Source organism: Pseudomonas sp. H1_F01 (assembly GCF_054681425.1).
The window spans coordinates 6,239,349-6,266,191 of record NZ_CP162823.1 but is presented as its reverse complement, the minus strand read 5'-3'; the positions used below and the strand labels follow the sequence as shown (position 1 = coordinate 6,266,191).

The 26,843-nt window shown below is 61.6% G+C and carries 14 protein-coding genes and 2 pseudogenes; 6 read left to right on the top strand and 10 right to left on the bottom strand.

All coding sequences use genetic code 11. The features are described 5' to 3' along the window. Positions 1–21: 21 nt before the first annotated feature. The 4 genes and pseudogenes from mscK to AB4O09_RS28160 form a co-directional block, all read right to left on the bottom strand. Positions 22–3,384 carry a mechanosensitive channel MscK gene (gene mscK / locus AB4O09_RS28175; protein WP_003197066.1) on the bottom strand — a complete coding sequence of 1,121 codons (3,363 nt, stop codon included), beginning with the start codon at positions 3,382–3,384 and terminating at the stop codon, positions 22–24. A gap of 34 nt (positions 3,385–3,418) precedes the next feature. Then, positions 3,419–5,161, bottom strand: a complete 1,743-nt coding sequence (locus AB4O09_RS28170) for a potassium/proton antiporter (protein ID WP_013692106.1) — start codon at positions 5,159–5,161, stop codon at positions 3,419–3,421. Between the two features lie 157 nt (positions 5,162–5,318). Further along, positions 5,319–5,918, bottom strand: a pseudogene (locus tag AB4O09_RS28165) (methyl-accepting chemotaxis protein); the annotation flags it as partial. A 303-nt stretch (positions 5,919–6,221) separates the two neighbouring features. Further along, positions 6,222–6,878, bottom strand: a pseudogene (locus AB4O09_RS28160) (MCP four helix bundle domain-containing protein); the annotation flags it as partial. Between the two features lie 324 nt (positions 6,879–7,202). On the opposite strand from AB4O09_RS28160, the gene AB4O09_RS28155 reads away from it, so the two are divergent. Together AB4O09_RS28155 and AB4O09_RS28150 are read left to right on the top strand one after the other, a co-directional pair. Next, positions 7,203–7,433 carry a hypothetical protein gene (locus AB4O09_RS28155; RefSeq protein WP_003197071.1) on the top strand — a complete coding sequence of 77 codons (231 nt, stop codon included), beginning with the start codon at positions 7,203–7,205 and terminating at the stop codon, positions 7,431–7,433. Continuing rightward, on the top strand, positions 7,430–7,732 hold the full coding sequence (locus AB4O09_RS28150) for a cell division protein ZapA (RefSeq protein WP_003197073.1): 303 nt from the start codon (positions 7,430–7,432) through the stop codon (positions 7,730–7,732). Before AB4O09_RS28155 ends, AB4O09_RS28150 begins: the two co-directional genes overlap by 4 nt. Positions 7,733–7,937: 205 nt before the next feature. Here the strand turns inward: AB4O09_RS28150 and AB4O09_RS28145 are convergent, their stop codons facing one another. Beyond that, positions 7,938–9,740, bottom strand: coding sequence for an acyl-CoA dehydrogenase (locus AB4O09_RS28145; RefSeq protein WP_027911928.1), 1,803 nt, complete (start codon positions 9,738–9,740; stop codon positions 7,938–7,940). Between the two features lie 289 nt (positions 9,741–10,029). Next, positions 10,030–13,983 (bottom strand): trifunctional transcriptional regulator/proline dehydrogenase/L-glutamate gamma-semialdehyde dehydrogenase, encoded by a 3,954-nt coding sequence (gene putA, locus AB4O09_RS28140; RefSeq protein WP_003197076.1) that lies wholly within the window; start codon positions 13,981–13,983, stop codon positions 10,030–10,032. A 462-nt stretch (positions 13,984–14,445) separates the two neighbouring features. On the opposite strand from putA, the gene putP reads away from it, so the two are divergent. Continuing rightward, on the top strand, positions 14,446–15,930 hold the full coding sequence (gene putP, locus AB4O09_RS28135; RefSeq protein WP_013692110.1) for a sodium/proline symporter PutP: 1,485 nt from the start codon (positions 14,446–14,448) through the stop codon (positions 15,928–15,930). Between the two features lie 88 nt (positions 15,931–16,018). Here putP and AB4O09_RS28130 read toward each other — a convergent pair whose 3' ends face one another. After that, on the bottom strand, positions 16,019–16,513 hold the full coding sequence (locus AB4O09_RS28130; protein ID WP_028237532.1) for a DUF2165 family protein: 495 nt from the start codon (positions 16,511–16,513) through the stop codon (positions 16,019–16,021). Between the two features lie 268 nt (positions 16,514–16,781). Here AB4O09_RS28130 and AB4O09_RS28125 point away from each other — a divergent pair, with 268 nt between their 5' ends. The 3 genes from AB4O09_RS28125 to AB4O09_RS28115 all read left to right on the top strand — a co-directional run bounded on the left by AB4O09_RS28125 (position 16,782) and on the right by AB4O09_RS28115 (position 20,488). Next, positions 16,782–18,839: a type VI secretion system Vgr family protein gene (locus AB4O09_RS28125; RefSeq protein WP_460107768.1), complete on the top strand. Its 2,058-nt coding sequence runs from the start codon at positions 16,782–16,784 to the stop codon at positions 18,837–18,839. Continuing rightward, positions 18,836–19,567: a DUF4123 domain-containing protein gene (locus AB4O09_RS28120; RefSeq protein WP_003197084.1), complete on the top strand. Its 732-nt coding sequence runs from the start codon at positions 18,836–18,838 to the stop codon at positions 19,565–19,567. Before AB4O09_RS28125 ends, AB4O09_RS28120 begins: the two co-directional genes overlap by 4 nt. Positions 19,568–19,648: 81 nt before the next feature. Then, on the top strand, positions 19,649–20,488 hold the full coding sequence (locus AB4O09_RS28115) for a 23S rRNA (adenine(2030)-N(6))-methyltransferase RlmJ (protein ID WP_003197086.1): 840 nt from the start codon (positions 19,649–19,651) through the stop codon (positions 20,486–20,488). A 950-nt stretch (positions 20,489–21,438) separates the two neighbouring features. Here AB4O09_RS28115 and msrA read toward each other — a convergent pair. The 3 genes from msrA to AB4O09_RS28100 all read right to left on the bottom strand — a co-directional run bounded on the left by msrA (position 21,439) and on the right by AB4O09_RS28100 (position 26,473). Further along, on the bottom strand, positions 21,439–22,086 hold the full coding sequence (gene msrA / locus AB4O09_RS28110; RefSeq protein WP_003197088.1) for a peptide-methionine (S)-S-oxide reductase MsrA: 648 nt from the start codon (positions 22,084–22,086) through the stop codon (positions 21,439–21,441). Between the two features lie 119 nt (positions 22,087–22,205). Then, complete coding sequence (locus tag AB4O09_RS28105; RefSeq protein WP_003197090.1) at positions 22,206–24,899, bottom strand: putative bifunctional diguanylate cyclase/phosphodiesterase; 2,694 nt, start codon at positions 24,897–24,899, stop codon at positions 22,206–22,208. A gap of 182 nt (positions 24,900–25,081) precedes the next feature. Beyond that, a complete protein-coding gene (locus AB4O09_RS28100; protein ID WP_013692113.1) occupies positions 25,082–26,473 on the bottom strand; it encodes an alkaline phosphatase D family protein in 1,392 nt (463 codons plus the stop codon). Positions 26,474–26,843 lie beyond the last annotated feature (370 nt).

The following is a 26,843-nucleotide window of genomic DNA, read 5'->3' as shown; positions in this document are numbered from 1 at the left end:
GCCGCCCTCAGGCAGCGCGCATCAGTCGAGTGTGTCTTGCGGCGGCTCGGGCACCGGTTTGATGTTGGCTACGGTCGAGGGCACGGGCGTGAGGGTCTTTTTATCAGGCTCGGCGGGCACCAGTTTGTATTCCTGGCCTTGCAGGTTCTTCAGATAGATTTCCATCTGCCGGAAGGAGATGTTGATGTGCTCCTTCTTGAACTCACGGTTGATGAACCGGTTGATCTCGTCCAATACCGGGTTGCGGTCGCCGAGGTCGCGCACGTGCATGCGCAGCTCATGGTCCAGGGTGCTTTCACCGAAGTTGAGGAAGTACACGATCGGTTCCGGTTCCTTCAGCACACGTGGGTTCTCGCGGGCGGCCTTGAGCAGCAATTCGCGCACCCGGTCCAGGTCCGAACCGTAGTCCACGCCCAGTTTCAGGGTTACCCGGGTGACGGTGTCGGTCAGCGACCAGTTGATCAGTTGCCCGGTGATGAAGGTCTTGTTCGGGACGATGATGTCCTTGCGGTCGAAGTCGGTGATGGTGGTCGCCCGAATGCGGATCTTGCTGACCGTGCCCGACAGGTTGCCGATGGTGATGGTGTCGCCGATGCGCACCGGACGCTCGAACAGGATCATGATGCCGGAGATGAAGTTGGCGAAGATCTCCTGCATGCCGAAGCCCAGGCCCACCGACAGCGCGGCCACCAGCCATTGCAGTTTGTCCCAGCTCACACCCAGGGTGGACAGGGTGGTGACGAAACCGACGCCGGCGATCACATAGGACAGCAGCGTGGTGGTGGCATAGGCACTGCCCTGGGCCAGGTTCAGTTTCGACAGCACGAACACTTCCAGCAGGCCCGGCAGGTTGCGCGCCAGGGCGAAGGTGATGCCGATGATGATCAGCGCCCCGAGCATGTCACCGATGCTGATGGGCACCATGCTCATGTTCGCGCCAGTGCCGCTGGTGTATTCGTAGAGAGTGATGTTGTCCAGGTACGAGAACACGCTGATCAGGTCCGACCAGACCCAGTACAGCGCGGCGATGAAACCGCCCAGCAGCGCCAGGCGAATCAGGCGCAGGGACTGCTCGTTGACCTTTTCGATGTCCAGGGTCGGTTCCTCGACCACCGCTTCGCCGTCGCCGGCCTCCTTGGCGGCCTGGCGCTTGGCCAGGGCACGCTGGTAGGCCAGGCGCCGCGCCGCGACCGACAGGCCGCGGACGAAGGTGGCCTCGATCACCAGCCAGAACATCAGCAGGTACAGGGTGTTGATCAACCGGTCGCTGAGCTTCAGCGCGGTGTAGTAGTAGCCGAAGCACACCGCCACGAACAGCGCGATCGGCAGGGCGGTGAACAGCACCCCGACCGCCTTGCGGAACAGCGAGGTGTTCTTGTGTGTAGGGCTGCTCAGCAGCAGGCGGCTGAGCAACCACGCCATCAACGCGTAGCAGGTCAGCACCACCGGCATGCCCAGCACGTCGTCGGCCAGGGCCGAGGGTTGCAGTTCGGCCACGGCCACCACGGCTACCAGCGCCAGCACCACCAGCCCGAGGCGGCGGATCCAGCCCTGGAGGAATTCGACCTGGGGTTTCTCCCAGCGGAAATGCAATTCGGCCACGCCGCCGGGGGCCAGTACTCGATAGGCCGTGTAGAACACCAGCCAGGCTTGGCCGATCTGCAGCAGCGCCGCGCCGAGGTTGGCGTTCTGGCCACGAGCGTCGATCTGCAGGGCGTAGCCGCACAGGGCCAGCGCCAACGCCAACGGCATCGCCAGGAGAATATTGATCAGGATCGCCTGGGGCGTGTGCCATTGGCTGTCGCGCTTGAAGTGGCCAACGTCCTGGTGAACCTTGTTCAGTCGGGCATAGAGACTCTTGCGCCGCCACAGCAACGCACCGATCAGCAGCGCCAGGGGCAGGAACAGCAACGGCCGTTGGGTCAGGCCATCGGCCAGCTCACTGAGGCTCGAAGCCCAGGGCAGTGAGTCGATCTGTTTCTCCAGGCGCAGCGGCACGCCGCGCATCCAGTCGAAATCCAATGGTTTGTTGCTGGGGATCCAGAACATCTGCTCTTCAAGGGTCTCGCGCAGGTTTTGCGCGGTGCTGAGCAGTTGTTTCTGGTTGAGCTGCAGGGTGATGGATTCGTTGAGCACTGCGCTCAATTCGCGGTTCAGGCGTTCCAGCAGGTCGACGCGGGTCAGAGCCAGTTCCAGCAAGGTCTTGCGCAGTTGCGGTGTGGCTTGCTCCGACGGCTGGGAGGCCAGCAGGCTGTCGACATAGGCGCTGGGATTGTTCAGCAGCTCGCGCTGTTGGCTGACTTCGAACTGGTACAGGCGGATGTCGGCGATCTGGTCGGCCAGGTTCTGGTCCAGCTTCAGGCGCGGCAGGGTCTGGCGTTGCTTGTAGAGGATCTTGGAGAGCAGCAGGCTGCCCTTGAGCACGCTGATCTGCTCGTCCAGGGCGGCGTCGGTCTGGGTGACGCTGTCCAACAGTTGCTTGGTCTGCAGGTTCTGCTGGGTGACCTCGTTGAGGCGGTCGGTGCTCTTGAGCAGGTAGTCGGAGAGCTTCAGGTTGGCCGCGCTTTCGGTTGCCAGCAGGCTGCTGCCGCCGGCCTTCTGGGCTTCGATGGATTGCTGGGTCACCGTTTCCTGGGACTGGGCCAGGCGCTTCTGGTTGATCAGGTTTTGCAGGTCCTGGATTTCCTGCTCCGTGCGGGCGATTTTTTCCATCAGCAAATCGTGCTGACCGTTGCCCAGGTCCTGCAGTTGGCTGTTGCCGGCCAGCTCCTGGCGGCGCAGCGGAATCAGCGCATTGAGCGCCGCCAGCTCGGCGTTGAGCTGGTCGCGCTGCTCGGCGCTCAGGGTTTTGCCAGCGTCTCGGCCGGCCTTGAGGATGGCGTTGATCTGCTGGATGCGGGTCTGGCTGTTGGAGATTTCCGCCTGGGCCCGCTCGGGGCGGGTCTGGGCGGTGATGATCAGACTGTTGGCGTCAGCCAGGGCTTTTTGCAGGTCACCCTGCTGGGTGGAGCGATCCGTGAGCATTTGCTCGAGCTGGGGAATCGGCAGGTTGGCGTAGCGTTGCGCCACCGGCACCACCGTGGTGCCCTTGAGCCGCGCCAGTTCGCGCTGGTTCTCGATGTTCTGCTTGGGCGCAGTGGCCAGTTGCTGTTTGAGCGCCTGCAGCTTCTGTTCGTAGTCGGCCTTGTTGCTGAGCTGGGTCAGCGTGTTCTGCAAGATCGCCTGCAGGGCTTTCTGCTCGGCTTCCGGCAGTTTGCGGTCGGCGATTTTGTCCAGGCTGGACTGCACTGAAGCGCTGGCGGGAAGGTCAGCGGCTTGCAGTGTGCAGACGGAGAGACTCAGGCCCAGCAGGGCGATGGCGAAAAAGGAGCGCAGGGTAGGCATAAAGACCGGTCGAGCAAGTGAGAGTGGGAGCAGTTTAGAGGAACAAGCCGGGACCCGGGCGACTTCCTTCGGGGAATCTGACGCCCACTTTGGCGATCTTGTTCCCGTCCATGACCGCGACGGTCCATAGGGTGTTGTTCCAATCCACCTGGTCGCCGACTACCGGCGCACCGCCGACCTTCTGGGCAATGAAGCGGCCCAGGGACATGTCGGGATCGATGCCGTCCAGCTTCAGTCCGTACAGCGCCGCAACCGCGGCCAGCTGGGCGTCTCCTTCGAGTACGAAGTCGCCGAAGAAACGCAGATCCAGGCCCCGTTGCGGCGCCTGGCTGAACAGTTTTCCCAGGGCCGGCAAGTCGTGTTCATGGCCGATAACACACAGTAAATCACCGACTTCCAGCACGGTACTACCCGACGGATGGAGCAATTGCTGGCCACGAAACAGGGCGGCGATGCGCGTGCCGTTCGGCATTTTCAGGTCCCGCAGGGGCGAGCCGATGCACCATTTTTCCGCGCCCAGGCGATAGATGAACAACTCCCACTCGCTGGTGACATGGACTTCCAGCGCCGCCCGGGAAATCGGCAGCGGCTCGGGCGGGACGGTCACGTGCAGCAACTTGGCGACCCACGGCAGGCTGGTGCCCTGCACCAACAGCGAGACCAGCACGATAAAGAACGCCAGGTTGAAATAGAGCTGGGCGTGGGGCAGGCCAGCCATCAACGGGAACACCGCCAGGATGATCGGCACCGCGCCGCGCAGGCCGACCCAGGAGATAAAAGCTTTTTCGCGACCGTGGAACGCCTTGAATGGCAGCAGGCCGACCACGACCGACAGCGGACGTGCAAACAGAATCATCCACAATGCCAGGCCCAGGGCGGGCAGGGCGATGGGCAGCAGGTCGTGGGGGGTGACCAGCAACCCCAGCACCAGGAACATGCCGATCTGTGCCAGCCAGGCCATGCCATCGAGCATATGCAGGATGCCGTGGCGACTGCGCACCGGGCGGTTGCCGATCACCAGGCCGCACAGATACACCGCCAGGAAGCCGCTGCCGTGCAGGGCGTTGGTCAAGGCGAATACCGCCAGGCCGCCGCTGATGACCAGGATCGGGTACAGGCCGTTGGCCAGGTTGATGCGATTGACCAGTTGCAGCATCAGCCAGCCGCCGCCCAGGCCAAGCACCGCGCCGATGCCAAACTCGCGCACCAGATGCCCCAGCAGGCTCCAATGCAGGCCGGTTTCGCCGCTGGCGAGCATACCGATCAGGGTAACGGTCAGGAACACCGCCATGGGGTCGTTGCTGCCGGACTCGATCTCGAGGGTGGCGCTGACCCGTTCGTTCAGGCCCTTGCCGCCCAGCAGCGAGAACACCGCCGCGGCATCGGTGGAACCGACGATGGCGCCGATCAGCAGCCCCTGGATCAGGTTCAGGTTGAACAGCCACGCCGCCGCCAGGCCGGTCAGCCCGGTGGTGATCAATACACCGACGGTGGCCAGCGACAACGCCGGCCACAGTGCGACGCGAAAGCTCGACACCCGCGTGCGCAGGCCACCGTCCAACAGGATGACGGCCAATGCGAGGTTGCCGACCAGGTAGGCCGTGGCGTAGTTATCGAAAAGAATACCGGCGCCGTCGACACCGGCCACCATGCCCACGGCCAGGATGATCACCAGGATCGGGATGCCCAGGCGGGACGAAAGAGAACTCACCAGAATGCTCGCACCTACCAGCAACGCGCCGATCAAGAACAGGCTGTTGATGGTCGTCGCAGTCAAAGGCGTTACTCCGGGAAAACTGAAGGGCGGGCACAGGCTGACCATGCAGTCTGCGTGCCAGCGATTCTAACCTGTTGAAATGTGATGCTGTCAAAAAAGGTTGGGAGGGAGGGGGGCTGATCGGTCCCACGCGGAGCGTGGGACCGATCATCAGGGGTTAAAGGCTGAACCGCCCAACCATGCTGTTCAGATCCACGGCCAGGCGCGACAGTTCGGCACTGGCGGCGCTGGTCTGGTTGGCGCCGGTGGCCGATTGCACCGACAGGTCGCGGATGTTCACCAGGTTGCGGTCCACTTCACGGGCCACCTGGGCCTGTTCTTCGGCGGCACTGGCGATCACCAGGTTGCGTTCGTTGATCTCGACGATGGCGGTGTTGATCGTGTCCAGGGACATGCCGGCACCGCGGGCGATGTTCAGCGTCGACTCCGCGCGTTCGGTGCTGTTGCGCATCGAATCCACAGCGTGTTCGGTGCCGCTCTGGATGCTGCCGATCATGCGCTCGATCTCGCTGGTCGACTGTTGGGTGCGGTGGGCCAGGGCGCGGACTTCGTCGGCGACCACGGCAAAACCACGACCAGCCTCACCGGCACGGGCGGCTTCGATGGCGGCGTTCAGCGCCAACAGGTTGGTCTGGTCGGCCAGGCCGCGGATCACGTCCAGCACCTTGCCGATGTCACGGGACTCATCGGCCAGGTTGCCGATCAAGGCGGCAGTGCTTTGCACATCGGCGCTCATGCGTTCGATGGCGCTGACGGTTTCCTGTACCAGGTCGCGACCATCGCCTGCGGAGGTGGTGGCGTTTTTCGAGGCTTCGGAGGTGCTCACCGCATTGCGCGCGACTTCTTCCACGGCGCTGGTCATTTCGTTGACCGCGGTGGCGGCCTGCTCGATTTCGTTGTTCTGCTGGGTCAGGCCACGAGCACTTTCGTCGGTGACGGCGTTGAGCTCTTCGGCCGCCGACGCAAGCTGTGTGGCCGACCCTGAGATCCGCTGCAAAGTGTCGCGCAGTTTTTCCTGCATGGTCGACATCGCCCGCAGCAGGCGACCGGCTTCGTCGCTGCCATCGACGACAATCGGGCGGGTCAGGTTGCCCTTGGCGATTTCCTCGGCGGCATCCAGCGCGTTGGCAATCGGCTTGGTGATGCTGTTGGTCAGCAGCCAGGCGAACAACAGGGTCAGGCCGGTGGCGATGACCAGCAGCGCGACGACCCAGTTGAAGGCCGTTGAATATTGCTGTGCCGCACCCTGATTGAAGGCCTCGGCTTGTTGGTTATTGAGATCCAGCAGACGGTTGAGAGCCGCGTTGATGGCTTCGGAGTTGCTCAGCAGTTCGGTGTTGAGCAGGGCCCGCAGTTCATCGGTCTGATTGTTGCGCGACAGGGTTTTCATCCGCTCTTCGAGCTGACGGTATTGCCCCAGCAGTTGCACATATTGATCGTAGGCGGCCCGTTCGTCCGGGGCGCTGATGAGTTTCTCGTACGTGAGCTGGGCAGCGCGGATCTGCTGGTTGCGTTGATCGAGCAGATCGAAGGTTTTCTGCTGGGTGTCCGGCTCGCGATTGGTCAGCAAGCGATAGGACAGCACGCGCAGCCGCAGGGTGAGTTGGGTGAACTCGTTCAGTGCCTTGATGCTAGGCACGCTGTTCTGGGTGATGCTTTCGCCGGATGCGCGAATGGTGCTCATCTGGGTCAGGGCAAACACCCCGAGGGCCAGCATCAGGGCGCCGATCAGGGCAAACCCCAGAAACGCCCGCGGCGCGATGTTCATATTACGTAGGGACATGGAAAGTACCGGAAGTAGCCGCGTCCGTGCGGGGCTGTGACTGGTGTTACCTGACTTATCGGTCATACGACTAAAGTCTTGAGTGACATGCGTGCTTTTGTCACAGAGCAAAGGCTGCGGTGCGACGAAGGGTCGGAACCAGATTCCCCATTTGCAGTCTCTAAAACTCGCCGCAAAGCCCTGCTACCCCGTAAAGCGTGGTATTGGCAGTGACTTTTCTTTATCGTACGCGCCCCTTGAAAATGCCTGGAAATCAATATGTTGGAAACATCCCTCAGCCAGTTGGAGCAACTGGTCAATGACCTGGTGCAACAGAACCGTCACCTCACCGGCCTGAACGAAACCCTGGGCGCGGAGCTTGCCAAGGTCAAGGATGAAAACGAAAGCCTGCAACTGAGCCTGATGGAACAGGAAGAACTGCACGGCACCACCGCCGCCCGCATCCAGGCCCTGATCGAGCGCGCCAGCGCCGGGCCTGTCAGCGCATGAAGCACGGCGCCGATGGGGTGACAGTCATCTCGATCCTGGGAGAGGACTATTCAATCAAGGCGCCGGCCGGGCAGGAACAGGCCCTGCTGGACGCCGCTTCGATGCTCAAGGCCGCACTGGCCGACACGAAAAGGAAATACCCGACGCTGATCGGTGATCGCCTGTTGGTATTGGCGGCCATGAACTTGTGTTCGCAGCAGATGGAAATGCAGAAACAACATCAAGCGGAACTCGACCGTTACCAAGAGCAAGTCAGCGCCACGGTCGATGTGATTGCCAAGACGATCCAGCAGGCCTGAAACCGCCAGTTAGGGTTGACTGTGGGAGCGAGCTTGCTCGCGAAGGCGGTATGTCAGTTGCAATTGATTTGCCTGATCCACCGCCTTCGCGAGCAAGCCCGCTCCCACAGTGGATGGTGGTGAACGCAGATGTCGTGTTCACTTGGAACCCCCTGTGGGAGCGAGCCTGCTCGCGATGGGATTCAGCCCCGCTGCATGATCCGGCTCAGAACCACTCATCCCGCATCCCCAGGCACGTATCATCCCGCGCCTCAAGAATCGCCAGCTCATGATGACAACCCGGCACTTCCCAGGTCAGGAAGTAGCGCGCCGCTTGCAGCTTGCCTTTATAGAAGTCGCTGTCTGCGGTATCCCCCTTGGCCAGGCCTTCCTCGGCACGAATCGCCTGTTCCAGCCAGCGCCAGCCGATCACCATGTGCCCAAATACCTTCAGGTACAGCGCCGAGTTGGCGAGGCTGCTGTTGACCTTGCCCTGGGCCAGGTCCGTCAGCAGGCCGAGGGTGACCGTTTGCAGGCGCGCCACCAGCGCTTCCAGCGGCTGGCGCAACGGTGTCAGTGATGCGTGCGCCTGGGCGCGTTCAGTGGTGTTGGCCACCAGGCGGATCAATTGCTTGAGCCCGGCACCGCCGTTCTGCGCCAGTTTGCGCCCCAGCAGGTCCAGGGACTGGATGCCGTGGGTGCCTTCATGGATCGGGTTCAGGCGGTTGTCGCGGTAATACTGCTCCACCGGGTATTCGCGGGTGTAGCCGTGGCCCCCCAGAATCTGGATCGCCAGCTCGTTGGCCTTCAGGCAGAACTCCGAGGGCCAGGATTTGACGATCGGGGTCAGCAAATCCAGCAGCTCATGGGCGCGCCGACGCTCGGCTTCGCTTTCCAGGGTGGTGGTGTCGTCGAACAAGCGCGCGGCGTACAGGCCCAGGTCAAACGAGCCTTCAACGTAGGCCTTCTGGGTCAGCAGCATGCGGCGCACGTCGGCGTGCTGGATGATCGCCACGGGGGCGGTGGTCGGGTCCTTGCTGTCGGGCACCCGGCCCTGCGGGCGTTCGCGGGCGTATTCCAGGGAATACAGGTAGCCGGCGTAACCCAGCATCACCGCACCCATGCCGACGCCGATCCGCGCCTCGTTCATCATCTGGAACATGTAGCTCAGGCCGTGGTGCGGTTTGCCTACGAGGTAACCGACACATTCGCCGTTGTCGCCGAAGTTCAACGCGGTGGAGGTGGTGCCACGCCAGCCCATCTTGTGGAACAGCCCGGCCAGCAGCACGTCGTTACGCGGGCCGAGGCTGCCGTCGTCGTTGACCAGGAATTTGGGCACGATAAACAACGAAATGCCCTTCACGCCCGGCGGCGCGTCCGGCAGTTTCGCCAGGACCATGTGCACGATGTTTTCCGACAACGGATGATCGCCGCCGGAAATGAAGATCTTGTTGCCCTTGAGTCGATAGGTGCCGTCGGATGCAGGCTCCGCGCGCGTACGAATATCCGACAGCGAAGAGCCTGCATGGGGCTCGGTCAGGGCCATGGTGCCGAAGAAACGGCCGTCGATCATCGGTTGCAGGAAGCGTTGCTTCTGCTCCTCGCTGCCGAAGCTTTCGATCAGGTTCGCCGCGCCCATGGTCAGGAACGGATAAGAGGTCGAGGCGGCGTTGGCCGATTGGAAATGCGCGAAGCAGGCCTGGGACAGCAACGTCGGCAGTTGCATGCCGCCCGCCTCGAAGCTGCGTGCTGCGTTGAGAAAACCCGCCTCGAGGAAGGCATCCACCGCCGGTTTTACCTCGGGAATCAGAATCGCCTCGCCGTTCTCGTAGCGCGGTTCGTTTTCATCGTTCTTGCGGTTGTGCGGCGCGAAAAATTTCTCGGCGATGCTGCGGGCCGTACCGATGGCGGCGTCGAAGGTTTCGCGATTGTGCTCGGCAAACCGCTCGCGCTGAGTCAGGCCCTCGGCATCGAGGACTTCATACAGCTCGAAAGCCAGATTGCGGGAACTGAGCAGCGTCTCGGACATGGCGGCTTACCTTTTTTTGGGGTGGGCCGAGTCTAGGCGTGGGAATGGAGGCTGAACAGGATGATTGATGACAGTGATGCAGAGGTGCGGGCGACACTAATCCCAATGTGGGAGTGGGCTTTGTGGGAGCAAGGCTTGCCCGCGATGAAAACGCCGCGGTCTCTTGAGGGCCGCAGCGCCTGGATCGCGAGCAAGCCTTGCTCCCACAAAGCTCGCTCCCACAGGGATTTCCTCCCACAGGGATTTCCTACTACCAGGCACCCATTGCAGGTGCCTGGTTTACAGCGGTTTAGCCGATAGTCATCAGGCTGGCATTACCACCCGCGGCGGCGGTGTTGACGCTCAACGCTCGCTCGATCACCAGGCGCTCCAGCGCCACGCTGGTTTCGCCCTGGGACAGGCCATGGACCCCGACGATGGCGCCGGCGCGCTTGGCAACCTGCTGGCAGACGCTGCGCAGTTGATCCGAATCGCCGTGGTGCAGGACCGCGTCGAACAGCACCTCGTCTTTGTTCCAGTCGGCAACCCGTTGGATGCGTGCCTGAATCTCCTTCGGCAAGCGTGCGAACAAAGCCTTGCTGGTGTCGGTTTCCGGCCACACGGCCGAGCCGCCCACGGCCAGTACGGCCGCCAGTTGTGTCAGCAGGTCGCCTTCCACGTCGGCCAGGCACAACACGTGCTCGCGCGGCAGGATGGCGTAGCTGTTGCGCTCGCCAGTCGGGCCGGTCAGGGTCCGGGTAATACCGCTCTGCGACTGGGCCGCGAACTGCACGCACAGGGCGCTCAGCTCGGCGAGCTTCTGGCTGTCGGCCCAGGCTTGCAGTGCGGTCAGCGGTTTGCTCATGGCGTCGCGTAAACGCAGGTCTGGCGCTGTCAGGGCGTCGCCACGGACGAAGGATTGCTGGATCGCATCGGTAGGACGTGTCGACAGCAGGCGGTACAGGTACAGCGGACCACCGGCCTTGGGACCGGTGCCCGACAGGCCTTCGCCGCCAAACGGCTGCACGCCGACCACAGCACCGACAATGTTGCGGTTCACGTAGACGTTGCCCGCATGCACATTGTCGATGACCTTGGCGATGGTCTCGTCGATGCGCGTGTGCACGCCCAGGGTCAGGCCGTAGCCGGAAGCGTTGATCTGGTTGATCAACTGATCCAGTTCCTTGCGCTTGTAGCGCACCACGTGCAACACCGGGCCGAAGATTTCGCGCTGCAGCTCGTCGAAGCTTTCCAGCTCGATCAGGGTTGGCATGACAAAGGTGCCGCGCTTGCACTCGTCGCTGTCGGCGATTGCCATCTGGTACACGGTGCGACCTTTGTCGCGCATGGCCTGGATGTGTTTCTCGATGCCGGCCTTGGCTTCGGCGTCGATCACTGGGCCGATGTCCACGGACAGACGCTCAGGGTTGCCGAGGCGCGATTCGGCCATGGCGCCCTTGAGCATTTCGATGACGCGGTCGGCGGAATCTTCCTGCAGGCACAGGACCCGCAGGGCCGAGCAACGCTGGCCGGCACTGTCGAAGGCTGACGACACCACGTCGATGACCACTTGTTCGGTCAGCGCCGAGGAGTCGACGATCATGGCGTTCTGGCCGCCGGTTTCGGCGATCAGCGGGATCGGACGGCCCTGGTTGTCCAGGCGACCGGCGATGTTGCGTTGCAGCAGGCGAGCGACTTCGGTGGAGCCGGTGAACATTACGCCTTTGACTCGCTCGTCACCCACCAGGCGGGCGCCGACGGTTTCGCCGCGACCCGGCAGCAGTTGCAGCACGCCTTCCGGAATGCCGGCTTCGAGCATCAGGCGCACAGCCTGGGCAGCCACCAATGGCGTCTGCTCGGCGGGCTTGGCCAAGACCGGGTTGCCGGCGGCCAGGGCAGCGGCGACCTGGCCGCTGAAAATCGCCAGCGGGAAGTTCCACGGGCTGATGCAGACCACCGGACCCAGTGGGCGGTGGGCATCGTTGGTGAAATCGTTGCGCGCCTGCACCGCGTAGTAGCGCAGGAAATCCACGGCTTCACGCACTTCGGCAATGGCGTTGGCGAAGGTCTTGCCAGCTTCGCGGGCCAGCAGGCCCATCAGCGGCTGGATCTCGCCTTCCATCAGGTCAGCGGCACGTTCGAGGATCGCGGCGCGCTCGGCTGGCGGCGTGGCTTGCCAGATCGGTGCGGCGTTGAGGGCGCACTGGATGGCGTTGTCGACGTCGGCGACCGTGGCTTCCTGCACATGGCCAACCACGTCGCGGTGATCGGACGGGTTCAGTACGGGGGCCGGGGTTTCTTCGCTGGCGGCACAGCCGAGCATCGGCACGGCTTTCCAATCGTTATGGGCAGTGGCAAGCAGGGCGCAGGACAGCGACGCCAAGCGATGTTCGTTGGCCAGGTCGATGCCGCTGGAGTTGGCGCGGTCGCTGCCATACAGGTCGCGCGGCAGTGGGATGCGCGGGTGCGGCAGGCCGAAACCGCCTTCCAGCGTCGCCATTTGCTCGATGCTGGCCACTGGATCGGCCACCAGCTCCTGAATCGAGATGGACTGGTCGGCGATACGGTTGACGAACGAAGTGTTCGCGCCGTTTTCCAGCAGGCGACGTACCAGGTACGCCAGCAGTGTTTCGTGAGTGCCGACCGGAGCGTACACACGGCACGGACGGTTCAGCTTGCCTTCGGAAACCTTGCCTACAACCTGTTCGTACAGTGGTTCACCCATGCCGTGCAGGCACTGGAATTCGTACTGGCCCGGATAATAGTTCTGACCGGCGATGTGGTAGATGGCTGCCAGGGTATGGGCGTTGTGCGTGGCGAACTGCGGGTAGATGACTTCCGGCACCGACAGCAACTTGCGGGCGCAAGCGATGTAGGACACGTCGGTGTACACCTTGCGGGTATAGACCGGATAGCCTTCCAGGCCTTCGACCTGGGCGCGCTTGATCTCGCTGTCCCAGTACGCGCCTTTTACCAGGCGAATCATCAACCGGTGGCGGCTACGGCGGGCCAGGTCGATGACGTAGTCGATCACGTATGGGCAACGCTTCTGGTAGGCCTGGATCACGAAACCGATGCCGTTCCAGCCGGTCAGTTGCGGCTCGAAGCACAGACGCTCCAGCAGATCCAGCGACAGCTCAAGGCGGTCGGCTTCTTCGGCGTCGATGTTCAGGCCGATGTCGTATTGCTTGGCCAGCAGGGTCAGCGACAGCAGGCGCGGGTACAGCTCGTCCATGACGCGCTCGTACTGGGCACGGCTGTAACGTGGGTGCAGGGCGGACAGCTTGATGGAAATGCCCGGGCCTTCATAAATCCCGCGACCATGGGACGCTTTGCCGATCGAATGGATGGCTTGTTCGTACGAGGCCAGGTACTTCTGCGCATCATGTTCGGTGAGTGCGGCTTCACCCAGCATGTCGTAGGAATAGCGGAAGCCTTTGGCTTCGAACTTGCTCGCGTTGGCCAGGGCCTCGGCGATGGTTTCGCCGGTGACGAACTGCTCGCCCATCAGACGCATGGCCATGTCGACGCCCTTGCGGATCATCGGCTCGCCGCTCTTGCCGATGATGCGGCTCAGGGAGGAGGTCAGGCCCGCTTCGTTATGGGTGGCGACCAGTTTGCCGGTCAGCAGCAGGCCCCAAGTGGCGGCGTTGACGAACAGCGACGGGCTGTTGCCCAAGTGTGGCTGCCAGTTGCCGGTGCTGATCTTGTCGCGGATCAGCGCGTCACGGGTGCCTTTGTCCGGGATGCGCAGCAGTGCCTCAGCCAGGCACATCAGTGCTACACCTTCCTGGGACGACAGGGAAAATTCCTGCAGCAAACCCTGAACGATACCGGCACGGCCGCCGGCACTTTTCTGATTACGCAGTTTTTCCGCAATCGAAGCAGCCAGCTTATTGGTGGCTTCGGCCATTTGCGCCGGCAGGCGGGCCTGCTCGATCAGCATCGGCACCACTTCGGGTTCCGGGCGACGGTAGGCGGCCGTGATGGAGGCGCGCAGGACCGATTGCGGCAGGATGCTCTCGGCAAATTCGAGGAAGCACTGGTGAGCATGGTCGACCTGTACATCGCCGGCATCATCGCTGTCGGTGCGAGGTGAACCGTTCAGCTCGGTCAGGGTTGCACCACCCTCGAGTTTTTCCAGGTAATTGAAAATTGCCTGCTTGATCAGCCAGTGCGGCGTGCGATCAATCGAGGTTGCGGCCGCCTTGAGGCGTTCGCGGGTCGGGTCATCGAGTTTGACCCCAAGGGTGGTGGTAGCCATATTTTTATCCTCATGTTTACCACGTATCGCGTGGCATCAGCTGGCGGCAAGATTAGCTGCGGGATGATTGAGGTGCAACCGGGTGCAACCCTTTTTTTCTCGAAATGACAGGCAGCTCATCCGGAAGCGAATGTTGCCCCGTGAATCCTGCACCGGCTTAGTGCTTTGGCTTCTAGCTGAGCGCTGGGAGCTGCACTAAAAGGGAGCAAAAAACACAGATTTTGCGATAAAACCGATCAGGTGCAACTTATTCGAGCGAAACTGGTTGCACCTTATTTGATTTGTTGAATAGCATTCGCGGCCAAGGTGCAACCGGTTAAAAACCGAGGGGCATCGGCTGATGGCTTTCCTGGGGAAACATCAGTCATAAATTCGCGGGACTGCAAATCGTCGCTACAACGTCTGTGTTGTCGACGCTTTAAACTGCCACCGCTACATAAAAACAAAGCCAGGGCGTAACTCATGAGTGTAAGTAATCCCACCTTGATCACTTTCGTGATCTACATCGCAGCCATGGTCCTGATCGGTCTGATGGCTTACCGCTCCACCAACAACCTTTCCGATTACATCCTGGGCGGTCGTAGCCTGGGCAGCGTCGTGACGGCACTGTCTGCCGGTGCTTCCGACATGAGCGGCTGGTTGTTGATGGGTTTGCCCGGTGCAATCTACATGTCCGGCCTGTCGGAAAGCTGGATCGCCATCGGCCTGATCGCCGGTGCCTACCTGAACTGGTTGTTCGTGGCTGGTCGCCTGCGGGTACAGACCGAGCACAACGGTGACGCACTGACGCTGCCGGACTACTTCTCCAGCCGTTTCGAAGACAAGAGCGGCGTGCTGCGGATCATCTCTGCGGTGGTGATCCTGGTGTTCTTCACCATCTACTGTGCTTCCGGCATCGTGGCCGGCGCCCGTCTGTTCGAAAGCACCTTCGGCATGTCCTATGAGACCGCGCTGTGGGCCGGTGCTGCAGCGACCATCGCCTACACCTTCGTCGGTGGTTTCCTGGCCGTGAGCTGGACCGACACCGTACAAGCCACCCTGATGATCTTTGCGTTGATCCTCACGCCGATCATTGTGCTGCTGGCTACCGGTGGTGTGGACACCACGTTCCTGGCCATTGAAGCAAAAGATCCTACTTCGTTCGATATGCTGAAAAACACCACCTTCATCGGCGTGATCTCGCTGATGGGCTGGGGCCTGGGTTACTTCGGCCAACCGCACATCCTGGCGCGCTTCATGGCGGCGGATTCGGTCAAGTCGATCGCCAATGCCCGGCGCATTTCCATGACCTGGATGATCCTCTGCCTGGGCGGCACCGTGGCTGTCGGCTTCTTCGGTATCGCTTACTTCTCGGCACACCCAGACGTGGCCGGTCCGGTGACCGAAAACCCTGAGCGCGTGTTCATCGAGCTGGCGAAGATCCTGTTCAACCCATGGGTTGCCGGTGTGTTGCTGTCGGCGATCCTGGCGGCGGTCATGAGTACCCTGAGCTGCCAGTTGCTGGTGTGCTCCAGCGCCCTGACCGAAGACTTCTACAAGACTTTCCTGCGCAAGGGCGCTTCCCAGTTGGAACTCGTCTGGGTCGGCCGCGCCATGGTGCTGTTGGTGGCGTTGATCGCCATCGCCCTGGCCGCCAACCCGGAAAACCGTGTACTGGGCCTGGTGAGCTACGCCTGGGCCGGTTTCGGTGCCGCCTTCGGCCCGGTTGTCCTGATCTCCGTGATCTGGAAGAACATGACCCGCAATGGCGCGCTCGCCGGCATCCTGGTGGGTGCAATCACCGTGATTGTCTGGAAGCATTTCGCCTTGCTGGGCCTGTACGAAATCATCCCGGGCTTCATCTTCGCCAGCCTGGCCATCTACATTGTCAGCAAGATGGGCTCGCCTACCGCGGGTATGCTGCAGCGCTTCGACGCGGCGGAAAAAGATTTTCGCCTGAACCAGTAAGGCCTTCGGCGAGGCCTTGATGGCTCGCAGGGCGACTTGCATAAAAACGGCCCGTCTCCAATGGAGGCGGGCCGTTTTTTTCATGGGCTCAGTCCGGGTTGGCGTCAGGCTGGTTGAGAAAGATCAACACGCCCAGGATCGCCATATAGAACCTGAATGCAGCGTCCTGGCCATTCCAGATTTCTGATTGCCACATCAGGAACCACTCGCCACCGACGACCATGAAACCAAAGAACCAGACGAAGAAGCCCACCGTCAGACCGGCAACGGCCCAGCGCTTGGCGCGGGCGAAAACCGCGGCCTCGGCCTGGCGTGCCAGCCACAGCTCCAGTGCGCCGTAGCCCAGCAACCCTGCCGTCATCGCTTCGCCGAGAATAATCAGCCAATAGGCCCCGTGCCACATCCACGGTTGATTGATAGCCCGATACCGGGCGGCATTGTCGGGAAAGGTGGTATCCATACTCAGTACGTGATGGACGAAATTGAAGTTGGAGCTGTAGTCCGTGATGTTATTGAACACGGTCAGGAAGGCGAATGCGGCGAGCGCCAGGGTCATTGCGATCTTTGCGTAACGTGTCGTCATCTCGTGCGTCCTTTGCTTTTTTTGCGACCAGCGCACGTTATCACGGCTGTCACGGCGCCGAGATCCGTCGTGTTGCAAGAAACGGCTGATTCATTCGTGGGACGGTTGCGGTTGGCTACGATGCCACGCGTGTCTATCGGAAAATGCATCGCATCTTGCCGCTTTTGGCTCATCGGCTGTAAGGCAAATCTGTTTTTCCTGACCTCCAATCCACTCCCCCTATCGCTCGTGCAGAATCGCCCGCTTCCATTTCGCAGAGGCACATCGGATGTTCCCGCCTGCCAACCAACCGCGTTTCACGCTGACGCTCGACAGCGGGCCGAATGAACTCAAGGTGCTCGAGTTCAAGGGTAAGGAAGCCATCAGCCAGCCCTATCGCTTTGATCTGGAACTGATCAGCGAGCGGTCTGACCTGGCGCTGGAAGAGCTCCTGCATCGCCAGGCATTTCTGGGGTTCGATGATTGGGGCAGTGGCGTACACGGTCAGGTCTATAGCGTGGCCCAGGGGGATTCGGGCAAACGCCTGACCCGTTATCAGATCAGCCTGGTGCCTCGCCTGGCCTACTTGCGCCATCGCATCAACCAGCGGATTTTCCAGCACCTGAGCGTGCCCGATATCGTCGCCCAGGTGTTGAAGGAGCACGGGATCCTGGCGGATGCCTGCCAGTTCACGCTTGGCGGGCAATACCCCGAGCGCGAGTATTGCGTGCAGTATGGCGAAAGCGACCTGGCCTTCATCGAGCGGATCTGCGCCGAAGTCGGCATCCATTATCACTTCAGGCATCGCCCTGACGGTCATCTGCTGGTGTTCGGTGACGACCAGACGGTGTTTCCGCGCCTGCCTGAGTCGACGCTATACCTGCCGGACAGCGGCATGGCCGTCGACGAGCCGGCCATCAAGCGCCTGGCGGTGCGGCTCCAGACCCGTACCACTGCCGTGACGTTGCGCGATTACGACTTCCGCAGGCCCGGTTTGTTACTGCAAACCCACCTCGACAATCGACAGCGCCCTGTGCTCGAGGACTATCACTATCCCGGCGGTTTCTGCGCCCGTGACGACGGCAAGCATCTGACCCGACGCGCCCTTGAGCGCCACGGCGCCGACCACTGCGTGGCAGAAGGCGGCAGCGATGAAAGCGCCTTCGTCAGCGGACACTTCATGCGGATCAAGGAACATCCGCGGGAACCGTGGAATGATCTCTGGCTCCTGACGCAGATCGACCATCATGGCCGCCAACCGCAGGTGCTGGAAGAAACGGCCGGCGCCGGCCCGGATGAATTCCAGGGCTACAAAAACACCTTTCTCGCCACGCCATGGGACGTGTTCTTTCGGCCACCCCTGCATCACGAAAAGCCCCGTGCCCATGGTTATCAGTCGGCGGTGGTGACCGGGCCGGTGGACAGCGAGATCCATTGCGATGAATTCGGACGGGTCAAGGTGCAACTGGTCTGGGATCGCGACGGTCAATGCGACGAGCATTCCAGTTGCTGGCTGCGCGTGGCCTCCGGTTGGGCTCACGATCGCTATGGCGCCGTGATGATCCCCCGGGTCGGGATGGAAGTCCTGGTGGGGTTCATCGATGGCGACGTGGACAAGCCGATGGTCGTCGGATGCCTGCCCAACGGCGCCAACCCGGTGCCGCTGGACCTGCCTGCGGACAAGACCCGCAGCGTGTTGCGCAGCCTGAGCAGCCCGGGCGGGGGAGGCTACAACGAATTGCGCATCGAGGATCGCAAGGGCGCCGAGGAGATCTACCTGCGGGCCCAGCGCAACTGGACCCAACATGTGCTGCATGACCAGCGGGTGCAGGTCGATCACGAGCGCAGCATCGTTGTCACCGGTACGGCACGGCACGAGCTCAAGGCCGATGAGCAGCGCCTTACCCACGGTCAACGCCGGGCAGAAGTGCGGCAGGACGATCATCTGCTGGTGAGCGGCGAGCGGCATATTCGTGTCACCAGCCAGGTCCTGAGTGCCAGCCAGCAGTTTCATGTCAGCGCCGGCCAGCAAGTGGTCTTGGACGGGGGCGCGAGCGTGACCCTTCAGGCCGGCGGACATTGGATCAACATCGGCGCTGGCGGGATTTTCAGCAGTGTACCCATCGAGGTCGGTGGGGCGCCGATGGCGGTCATGAGCGCGGCGTCCGGCTCTCCAGGCGGCGCCGAGAAGCTGGTCGCTGCGACGGCACCTGCGCTTTCCCTTGCGCAGATTCTCAGTTTCCAAGGTTCGGCGCCGTTCTGCGAGGAGTGTGAGCGTTGCAGAAGCGGCGCCTGCGCAGCGCCGCTGGCCTTTCGCAAACCTGTCGATCTCCGGGGGCGTGCATGAACAGCGATCAATCTCCTCGCGCCTGGCTTGAGGACTACCCCTTGCGGGCCTCCGAGCAACTTTTCGCCATTTTCAGCAATGCCAGTAGCGCCGGGGCGTTGTCGGCCTGGAGGCGCTCGATGAACTCGACAGCCAGCCCGATCTGGGCCGATACACCGTACGCCGAGTGGGAAGCGGTCATGCCCTATGTAGGGCTGGTCAGCGCAGACAGTGAATTGCTTGATTGGATCGCCGCCACCGACGCCCTCGATTGGGGCTGGCTGGCGGTTTCGTGTGTGAGCCAGGAAACCCTTGCGGAACACTTGCGAGGGCTCACACAGGTGCTGTTGCCCGATGGCAAGCCGGTCTTCCTGCGTTTTTGGGATGGGCGCTTCATGCGGCCTATCCTGCAATCGACGGCGGTGGAGGCCGGGCAACTCTTGCCGGTCATCAAGCGCTGCCTGATCAACGGGCAATCCCTTGAGGTCGTGGGAAATGTCCAGCGGCAGGCCCAGGCTTTTCCCTGGTGGCAAGTGCCCGTCGCGCTGTTGGACGCAATGGCCGAGGGCCCGACGGACTGTCTGCTGGACAACGTGCTCACTTGGCTGGGTGAAGAGCATCCGCATGTGTTCGAGCGGGTCGACGGCAGCGTCCTGCACTGCAAAGTTGCCCACTTTCTTGAGCGATCGGCGGCGGTTGAGGCGAAAATGGTGCCATTGCAGGCGTATTTGCTGCGAGAGCTGGGCTGATGGTGGCCTGTCCGCTGGGCTGCGAACCCCTGACGTCCGACGCGCTTCAAGGTAAACTCGTCGCCCTTCGCAGGAGCCGCCATGAATTATCGCCACGCCTTCCACGCCGGCAATCACGCCGATGTGTTCAAACACCTGACCTTGACCCGCCTCATCGCCTTGATGTCGCGCAAGGAGCAGCCCTTCGCCTACCTCGATACCCATGCGGGTATAGGGTTGTACGACTTGCAGGGTGACCAGGCCAACCGTACCGGTGAGTACCTGGAAGGCATTGCGCGGTTGTGGGGCGAGAGCGATCTGCCGCCGCTGACCGCCGATTACATGAAGGTGCTGCACGAGATGAACCCGGACGGGCAGTTGCGCTACTACCCGGGCTCGCCGGAGTTGGCGCGGCGCCTGACCCGTTCGCAGGACCGTGTGCTGCTCAATGAGAAACACCCTGAAGACGGCGTGTTGCTCAAGGACAACATGAAAGGCGACCGTCGCGTGGCGGTCCACCTGGGTGAGGGCTGGCATGTGCCGCGGGCGCTGCTGCCGGTGGCAGAGAAGCGTGCCCTGATGCTGATCGATCCGCCTTTCGAACAGCTGGACGAGATGCAGCGCTGCGCCGCCTCCCTCAAGGAGGCCATTGGCCGGATGCGCCAGACGGTGGCGGCGATCTGGTACCCGGTGAAGGACCAGCGGATGTTGCGCCGCTTCTACCAGGACCTGGCCGGCACGGGCGCGCCAAAGCTGTTGCGGGTGGAACTGTTGGTGCACCCATTGGCGACGCCCAACAGCCTGAACGGTTCCGGCCTGGCGATTGCCAACCCGCCGTGGGGGCTGGAGGAAGAGTTGCGTGAACTGCTGCCGTGGCTGTCGAAAAAGCTGGGGCAGACCCAGGGTGGGTGGCAGATGGATTGGTTGATCGCTGAGAGCTGATGCATCGATGGCGCCTGGAAAGGCGCCATCGCGAGCAAGCTCGCTCCCACATGGGTTGTGGGGTGTTCACAGAGCTGCAACTGACAAAAATCCCTGTGGGAGCTGAGCTTGCTCGCGATGGCATCGCCTTGGTCTATCGGATGCACCGAGGGTTTGCATCGCGGGCAAGCCTTGCTCCCACAAGCTCAGCTCCCACATGGGTTGTGGGGTGTTCACAGAGCTGCAACTGACAAAAATCCCTGTGGGAGCTGAGCTTGCTCGCGATGGCATCGCCTTGGTCTATCGGATGCACCGAGGGTTTGCATCGCGGGCAAGCCTTGCTCCCACAAGCTCAGCTCCCACATGGGTTGTGGGGTGTTCACAGAGCTGCAACTGACAAAAATCCCTGTGGGAGCTGATCTTGCTCGCGATGGCATCGCCTTGGTCTATCGGGTGCACCGAGGGTTTGCATCGCGGGCAAGCCTTGCTCCCACAAGCTCAGCTCCCACATGGGTTGTGGGGTGTTCACAGAGCTGCAACTGACAAAAATCCCTGTGGGAGCTGAGCTTGCTCGCGATGGCATCGCCTTGGTCTATCAGATGCACCGAGGTGTTTGCATCGCGGGCAAGCCTTGCTCCCACAAGCTCAGCTCCCACATGGGTTGTGGGGTGTTCACAGAGCTGCAACTGACAAAAATCCCTGTGGGAGCTGAGCTTGCTCGCGATGGCATCGCCTTGGTCTATCAGATGCACCGAGGTGTTTGCATCGCGGGCAAGCCTTGCTCCCACAAGCTCAGCTCCCACATGGGTTGTGGGGTATTCACAGAGCTGCAACTGACAAAAATCCCTGTGGGAGCTGAGCTTGCTCGCGATGGCATCGCCTTGGTCTATCAGATGCACCGAGGTGTTTGCATCGCGGGCAAGCCTTGCTCCCACAAGCTCAGCTCCCACACTGGGTCTGGGGTGTAAAGGTCAGATCGGGCAGGTCACGCCCGTACCGCCAATCCCGCAATAGCCTTCAGGGTTTTTCGCCAGGTACTGCTGGTGGTAGGCCTCGGCGAAGTAAAACGTCGGTGCTTCTTCGATTTCGGTCGTGATGGTGCCTTTGCCTGCCTTGGTCAACTCGGCCTGGAATACTTGCTCGCTGTGTTTGGCCGCCGCCAGTTGAGCCGGGTTGGTGGCATAGATCACCGAACGGTACTGGGTGCCAATGTCATTCCCCTGGCGCATGCCCTGGGTCGGGTTGTGCAGTTCCCAGAACATTTTCAGAAGCTGCTCGTAGCTGACTTTTGCCGGTTCATAGACCACCAGTACCACTTCACTGTGGCCGGTCAGCCCCGAACAGACTTCTTCATACGTCGGGTTCGGCGTGAAGCCACCGGCGTAACCCACCGCTGTACTGACCACGCCTTCGTGCTGCCAGAACTTGCGCTCTGCACCCCAGAAGCAGCCGAGGCCGAAGATCGCGAAATCCACGTCCATGGCAAACGGGCCCAGCAGCGGCGCGTCGTGGACGAAGTGTTTTTCCGGCACGGTCATTGGGGTTTCACGGCCAGGCAGGGCTTGTTCTTGAGTAGGGAGCACGTTTTTGTTCACCAGGATTTCCGAGCGCAAGACCATTTATCAGTCCTCTCAGTCAGATTGAGTTGAGCGAAATAGACCGTCAGTGTGCCCAATGCCGATTCGTTAAGAAAGCGACAACCGTGGCGAGGGGATAGACGTAGGGGGGGCTACGGCCGTCAGACGAGCGGCCCGCGGGGGTAGCGCTTGAGCTTTTCGATCAGCTCGGCGCCGGGGATCGGCCGGTCGAACAGGTAGCCCTGGCCGACATCACAGCGGTGGCGTCGCAGAAACGCCAGTTGCTGGGCGGTTTCGATGCCTTCGGCCACGACCTTGAGTTTCAGGTTGTGGGCCATGGCGATCACCGCCGAGGTGATTTCCATGTCGTCCTGGTTGTCCGGGATTTCGTGGATGAAGCTGCGATCGATCTTGATGATGTCGATCGGGAATTTCTTCAGGTAACTGAGCGACGAATAACCGGTGCCGAAGTCGTCCATGGCCAGGGTCAACCCCAAGCGCTTGAGCTGGTCGAGCTGCAAGTGGGTGTCTTCGGTGGCTTCCAGCAACAGGCCTTCGGTCAGCTCCAGTTCCAGCAGCCGGGCCGGCAGTTGTTCTTCCTTGAGGATGCTGGCGATGGAGGCGACCAGGTCCGGGTCGGAAAACTGCTTGGGTGACAGATTGATCGCCACTTGCAGGTTACCCAGGCCGGCTGCGGTCAGCTGTTTGCTCATGCGGCAAGCCTGGCGGGCGATCCATTTGCCGATGGGAATGATCAGGCCGGTTTCTTCGGCCACGCTGATGAACTGGTCCGGGCGGATCATGCCCTTTTCCGGATGGTTCCAGCGCAGCAACGCCTCCATGCCCAGCAGGCGACCGCTGCGCAGGCACAACTTGGGCTGGTAGAACACGTCCAGTTCGTTCTGGGTCAAGGCGCGGCGCAGGTTGTTTTCCACGAACAGCTTGTAGCTGGCCTCGGCATTCAGTGCTTCGGTGAACACCTGGACCTGGTGCTTGCCGTTGGCCTTGGCCTTGTGCAGGGCGAGGCCGGCGTTGCGCATCAGGGTCTGCGGATCGCGGCCGTGCAGCGGCGCGCAGGCCAGGCCGACGGAGCCGGTCACGCTGATCAACTGGTTATCGACGAACATCGGCTTGTCGAGGGTCATCAGCAACTGACTGGCGATCTGCTGCCCGGCTTCCAGGCTCGTGTCGTCCAGCAGGACCGCGAATTCGTTACTGGCGAATCGCGCCAGGCTGCCGCTGGGGCTCAAGCTGTTGCGCAGGCGCCGGGCCAGGCTGATCAGCAGTTTGTCACCGGTCTGGTGGCCGAGGCTGTCGTTGATGCGCTTGAAGTTGTCGATGTCCACCAGCAGCAGGCTGATGGGCGAATCACTGTCCCGGGCGAAGCGTTCATCGAGGTTGCGAATGAACGCCGGACGGTTGCCCAGGTTGGTCAGGTTGTCGGTGTACGCCAGGCGCTCGATGCGCTGCTGGGCCAGCTTGGTCTGGGTAATGTCTTCGTAGATGCCGATGTAGTGGGTCAGCTCGCGGTTATCGCCGTAGACCTTGGAAATCGACAACTGGCCCCAGTAGGGCTCCAGGTTCTTGCGCCGACTCTTGAACTCACCCTGCCAACTGTTGCTCTGGGCCAGCGCCGAGGGTGCGTCGAACAGCAGCTCGCTGAGATTCTCCAGGGCTGGCAGTTCGGAGAGGCGCTGGCCGTGGACTTCCTCGGTGGTGTACTGGGTGATCGCGGTGAAGCTCGGGTTGACGTACTCCACCACACCGTCGCAATTGACCAGCAGGAACGCGTTGGCGCTCTGTTCCACGGCGCGCTGGAACAAGTGCAGGGCGCTGGTGGCGGTGCGTCGGTTGTGGTTGTTGATGACCTGGGCGAACTGGTCCGCCAGCTCGCCGGCAAAAGCGATTTCATCCGACTGCCAGGCGCGGGTGACGCCCACTTGCTCCAGGCACAGCACGCCCACCACCTGGCCGTCGATACGCACGCTGGCGTCGAGAATGGCATTGACGTCACGGGCGCGCAGGCTCTCGGCCATTTCCCGGGTGCGCGGGTCGCGCATCGCATTGTGGGCGTCAATGGCGCGGCAGGTCTGCAGCGCCTCCATGTAGTCGGGAAAGTCGTTGGCATCGATCACCGCAGGCAGGAAATACGCCTGGGACGCGCGGTTGTAGGCGGAAATCGGTACCAGTTTGCCATCGTCCAGGTTCCAGAGGCTGGCGCAGTCGATCTGGTAAATGTCGCAGGCGCTGCGGGTGATGAGTTCGGCGGCTTCGAGCAGGGAGTTGTTGGCGCTGTAGCGCTGACGGGTCAGCAGCAGGATCAGGTCCTGTTGGGCGCGTACCCGGTCCAGGTGCTGGAGCTGCTCTTGCTGGGCGCGCTGGTTCAGTTCCAGGGCGATCTGCAGGCGTGAATTCTGGGTTTCCAGGTCCAGGGCCGGCATAGAGGGTTCGCCCTGCAACAAATTGTCCACCGCCAGCAGGTAGCCGCGCAACAGATGACGATTGTGTTGCTTATAGGCTTCACCCGTCTCCAGCACGTTCATCGGGCCCTTGGCGGTGTGGAGCGTGTAGCGAATCTGGTAATGCGCGGCCTGGGCCAATTGTTGCTGGATGGCGTCGTGCAACTGATAGCGTGCTTCGGGTTCCATCAAGCTGGCGTAGGGCGAACTGACCAGCGAGCACAGCTCTACCGCCGGCAGGCCGAAGTATCGCTCGCAGTTGGGATCGAGGAACAACAGCGCCCAGCTTGCTTCATTCAGCCGTTCGAAACGCAGCATACCGAGCCGCGAGGGCACCGGTAACTGCGTCACTACCTCGGCCGCCATACGGCTGGCGGCATCGGGTTGGCTTTTCATGGGGAAACTCGCTTCGAAAATGCTGATCGCGCCGGGCTGACGCCCTCGTTATTACGGATTGGCGCAAGGTTGCATCATTGCGGCACTGGCTGACAAGAGACATGAAGGCCAAGTGCTATAAACCTTTTATCGGCCGACGAGAGGATTTCTCCAGTCGCCGACCGATCAGAGGGCGTGGAAGATCATTGCAGTGGGATATCGACGGTCTGCAAAGGGTTGCCGTCCCGGTCGTGGAAGGTGACTTGAAGGCTCTGGGCCGTGACCTGCAGATGGGCGAAGTTGTCCTGGCTCACCACTTTGCTGGTCAGTTCATAGCGGTACTCACCGCTTTGGGTACGGGCCATGGGCCTGTGGAAAATAAAATCCGAGGCTTTCGCAAAAGGCAGCAATTTACTGTTGTAGAACGGCGAGGAAACCACGGTGTTGACCTCGAAATCAGGATCCTCGCTGTGACGCAGGCGGCTGGTCATGGAGCCGTGGACATCGCCCGAGACGAAAACCACGTTTTTGATCCGATGGCGACGTATGGTTTCCAGCAGGCGCAGGCGTTGTTCCGGGAAGGCCTGCCAGGCGTCACCGTCATCGTGCTTGCTGTCAGGGAAGAACATGACGCTGGTCACGACGAGTTTGACCCGGGCGGGGCTGTCGATGAGCCATTGGAGCAGGGACTGTTCCTGCTCCTCGTCGAGGATGCGCCGGTCATTCGCCGACAGGTTGCGTTGCGTCCGGCTGTCGGTGACGAACCATTGGATATCGCCGTGGGTGAAGGTGTACCAGTAGCGGGTTAACGACTTGTTCAATGTCCCGTCGCTCGACAGTTCGTGGGCGGGCCCATGGCTGGCCTGATAAAGCCCATAAGCGCCCATGGCATTGGCGTATAGAACATCGTCGTTAGCGGTTTTCCTGGCGGGCCAGTTGTCTTCGATCTCATGGTCGTCAAGGATCATGTAGGTCGGGACGCCAGACATCAGTTTCCGGATATGTGGCTGGCTAAATACCGATCGGTATCTGAAAAGGATGTTCTGATAGGTTTGGTCCGGTCCGATGACATTCAGGTCATCCAGATAAACCTGGTCGCCGGTCATCAATATCGCGCTGATCGGTGGGTCGGCCTGCGCCACGATGCGGTTGATGCCGGCAAAGGTGCGGTCCCCAAGCCCCGGTAGCAACGGGGTGCCGGCGGCGATTCGCAAGTAGCGGCAAGAGCCCACGATATAAGCGCGTGGTGCGTCGGTTTTGCTGGCCGGCGTGCGTAAGCAGTAGGTGTTCCCGGGCCATTGCAGCGGCAGTTCCTGGACGGTTTCCACGGTATGGGTCGGGCTCAAGGGGCTGAACCAGCCGGCCTGGTACTCGTAGGCGGTATCGGGTTGAAGGCCTTTCAACACGATGACATCGGACATGTCGCGGTAGGCCTTCAAATGGACAAAATGCCCTTTCGACCAGCGTGTATCGCCTTGGCGCCGGTGGCGAATACCGGCGAATACCCGGTTGTTGCCGCGATCGCCGCGCAGGAATATCCGCGCGTGGTCCGTTGTCGTGTGGCCGACGATGGGGCCAACGGTAGGTTTGAACATATTCGAATCCATTCGAAGTTTTAGTAGTGGGGGCAAGCATCAAGTTGCCTTGGCGGTCTTGATGCTAAAGCCCGGCGCGCCATAAATATCGATAGGGAAGGGGGCGCAGGTTGTGGGTAATGACTAACAGGGGGTGTAGTCATTTAAAACTTGCGGGGTAGGAAAATGCCGGGGTTGCCTGACAGACCGCCATCGCGAGCAGGCTCCCACAGGGGGAGAGATGCCAGTTTAAAGTGCTGTGCAGCGCCAAAAATCTATTGTGGGAGCGAGCCTGCTCGCGATGGGGCCGGCACAGCCAACATCCATGCACCTGGCCTGAATTCCAGGCAAAAAAAGCCCCGCCAAACGGACGGGGTTGAGGTACGAGCGT

Bases quoted from the DNA above. Each gene is read 5' to 3' on its own strand.
- mscK (WP_003197066.1), bottom strand. From the start codon at position 3,384: ATGCCTACCCTGCGCTCCTTTTTCGCCATCGCCCTGCTGGGCCTGAGT.
- AB4O09_RS28155 (WP_003197071.1), top strand. From the start codon at position 7,203: ATGTTGGAAACATCCCTCAGCCAGTTGGAGCAACTGGTCAATGACCTG.
- AB4O09_RS28150 (WP_003197073.1), top strand. From the start codon at position 7,430: ATGAAGCACGGCGCCGATGGGGTGACAGTCATCTCGATCCTGGGAGAG.
- AB4O09_RS28145 (WP_027911928.1), bottom strand. From the start codon at position 9,740: ATGTCCGAGACGCTGCTCAGTTCCCGCAATCTGGCTTTCGAGCTGTAT.
- putA (WP_003197076.1), bottom strand. From the start codon at position 13,983: ATGGCTACCACCACCCTTGGGGTCAAACTCGATGACCCGACCCGCGAA.
- putP (WP_013692110.1), top strand. From the start codon at position 14,446: ATGAGTGTAAGTAATCCCACCTTGATCACTTTCGTGATCTACATCGCA.
- AB4O09_RS28130 (WP_028237532.1), bottom strand. From the start codon at position 16,513: ATGACGACACGTTACGCAAAGATCGCAATGACCCTGGCGCTCGCCGCA.
- AB4O09_RS28125 (WP_460107768.1), top strand. From the start codon at position 16,782: ATGTTCCCGCCTGCCAACCAACCGCGTTTCACGCTGACGCTCGACAGC.
- AB4O09_RS28120 (WP_003197084.1), top strand. From the start codon at position 18,836: ATGAACAGCGATCAATCTCCTCGCGCCTGGCTTGAGGACTACCCCTTG.
- AB4O09_RS28115 (WP_003197086.1), top strand. From the start codon at position 19,649: ATGAATTATCGCCACGCCTTCCACGCCGGCAATCACGCCGATGTGTTC.
- msrA (WP_003197088.1), bottom strand. From the start codon at position 22,086: ATGGTCTTGCGCTCGGAAATCCTGGTGAACAAAAACGTGCTCCCTACT.
- AB4O09_RS28105 (WP_003197090.1), bottom strand. From the start codon at position 24,899: ATGAAAAGCCAACCCGATGCCGCCAGCCGTATGGCGGCCGAGGTAGTG.
- AB4O09_RS28100 (WP_013692113.1), bottom strand. From the start codon at position 26,473: ATGTTCAAACCTACCGTTGGCCCCATCGTCGGCCACACGACAACGGAC.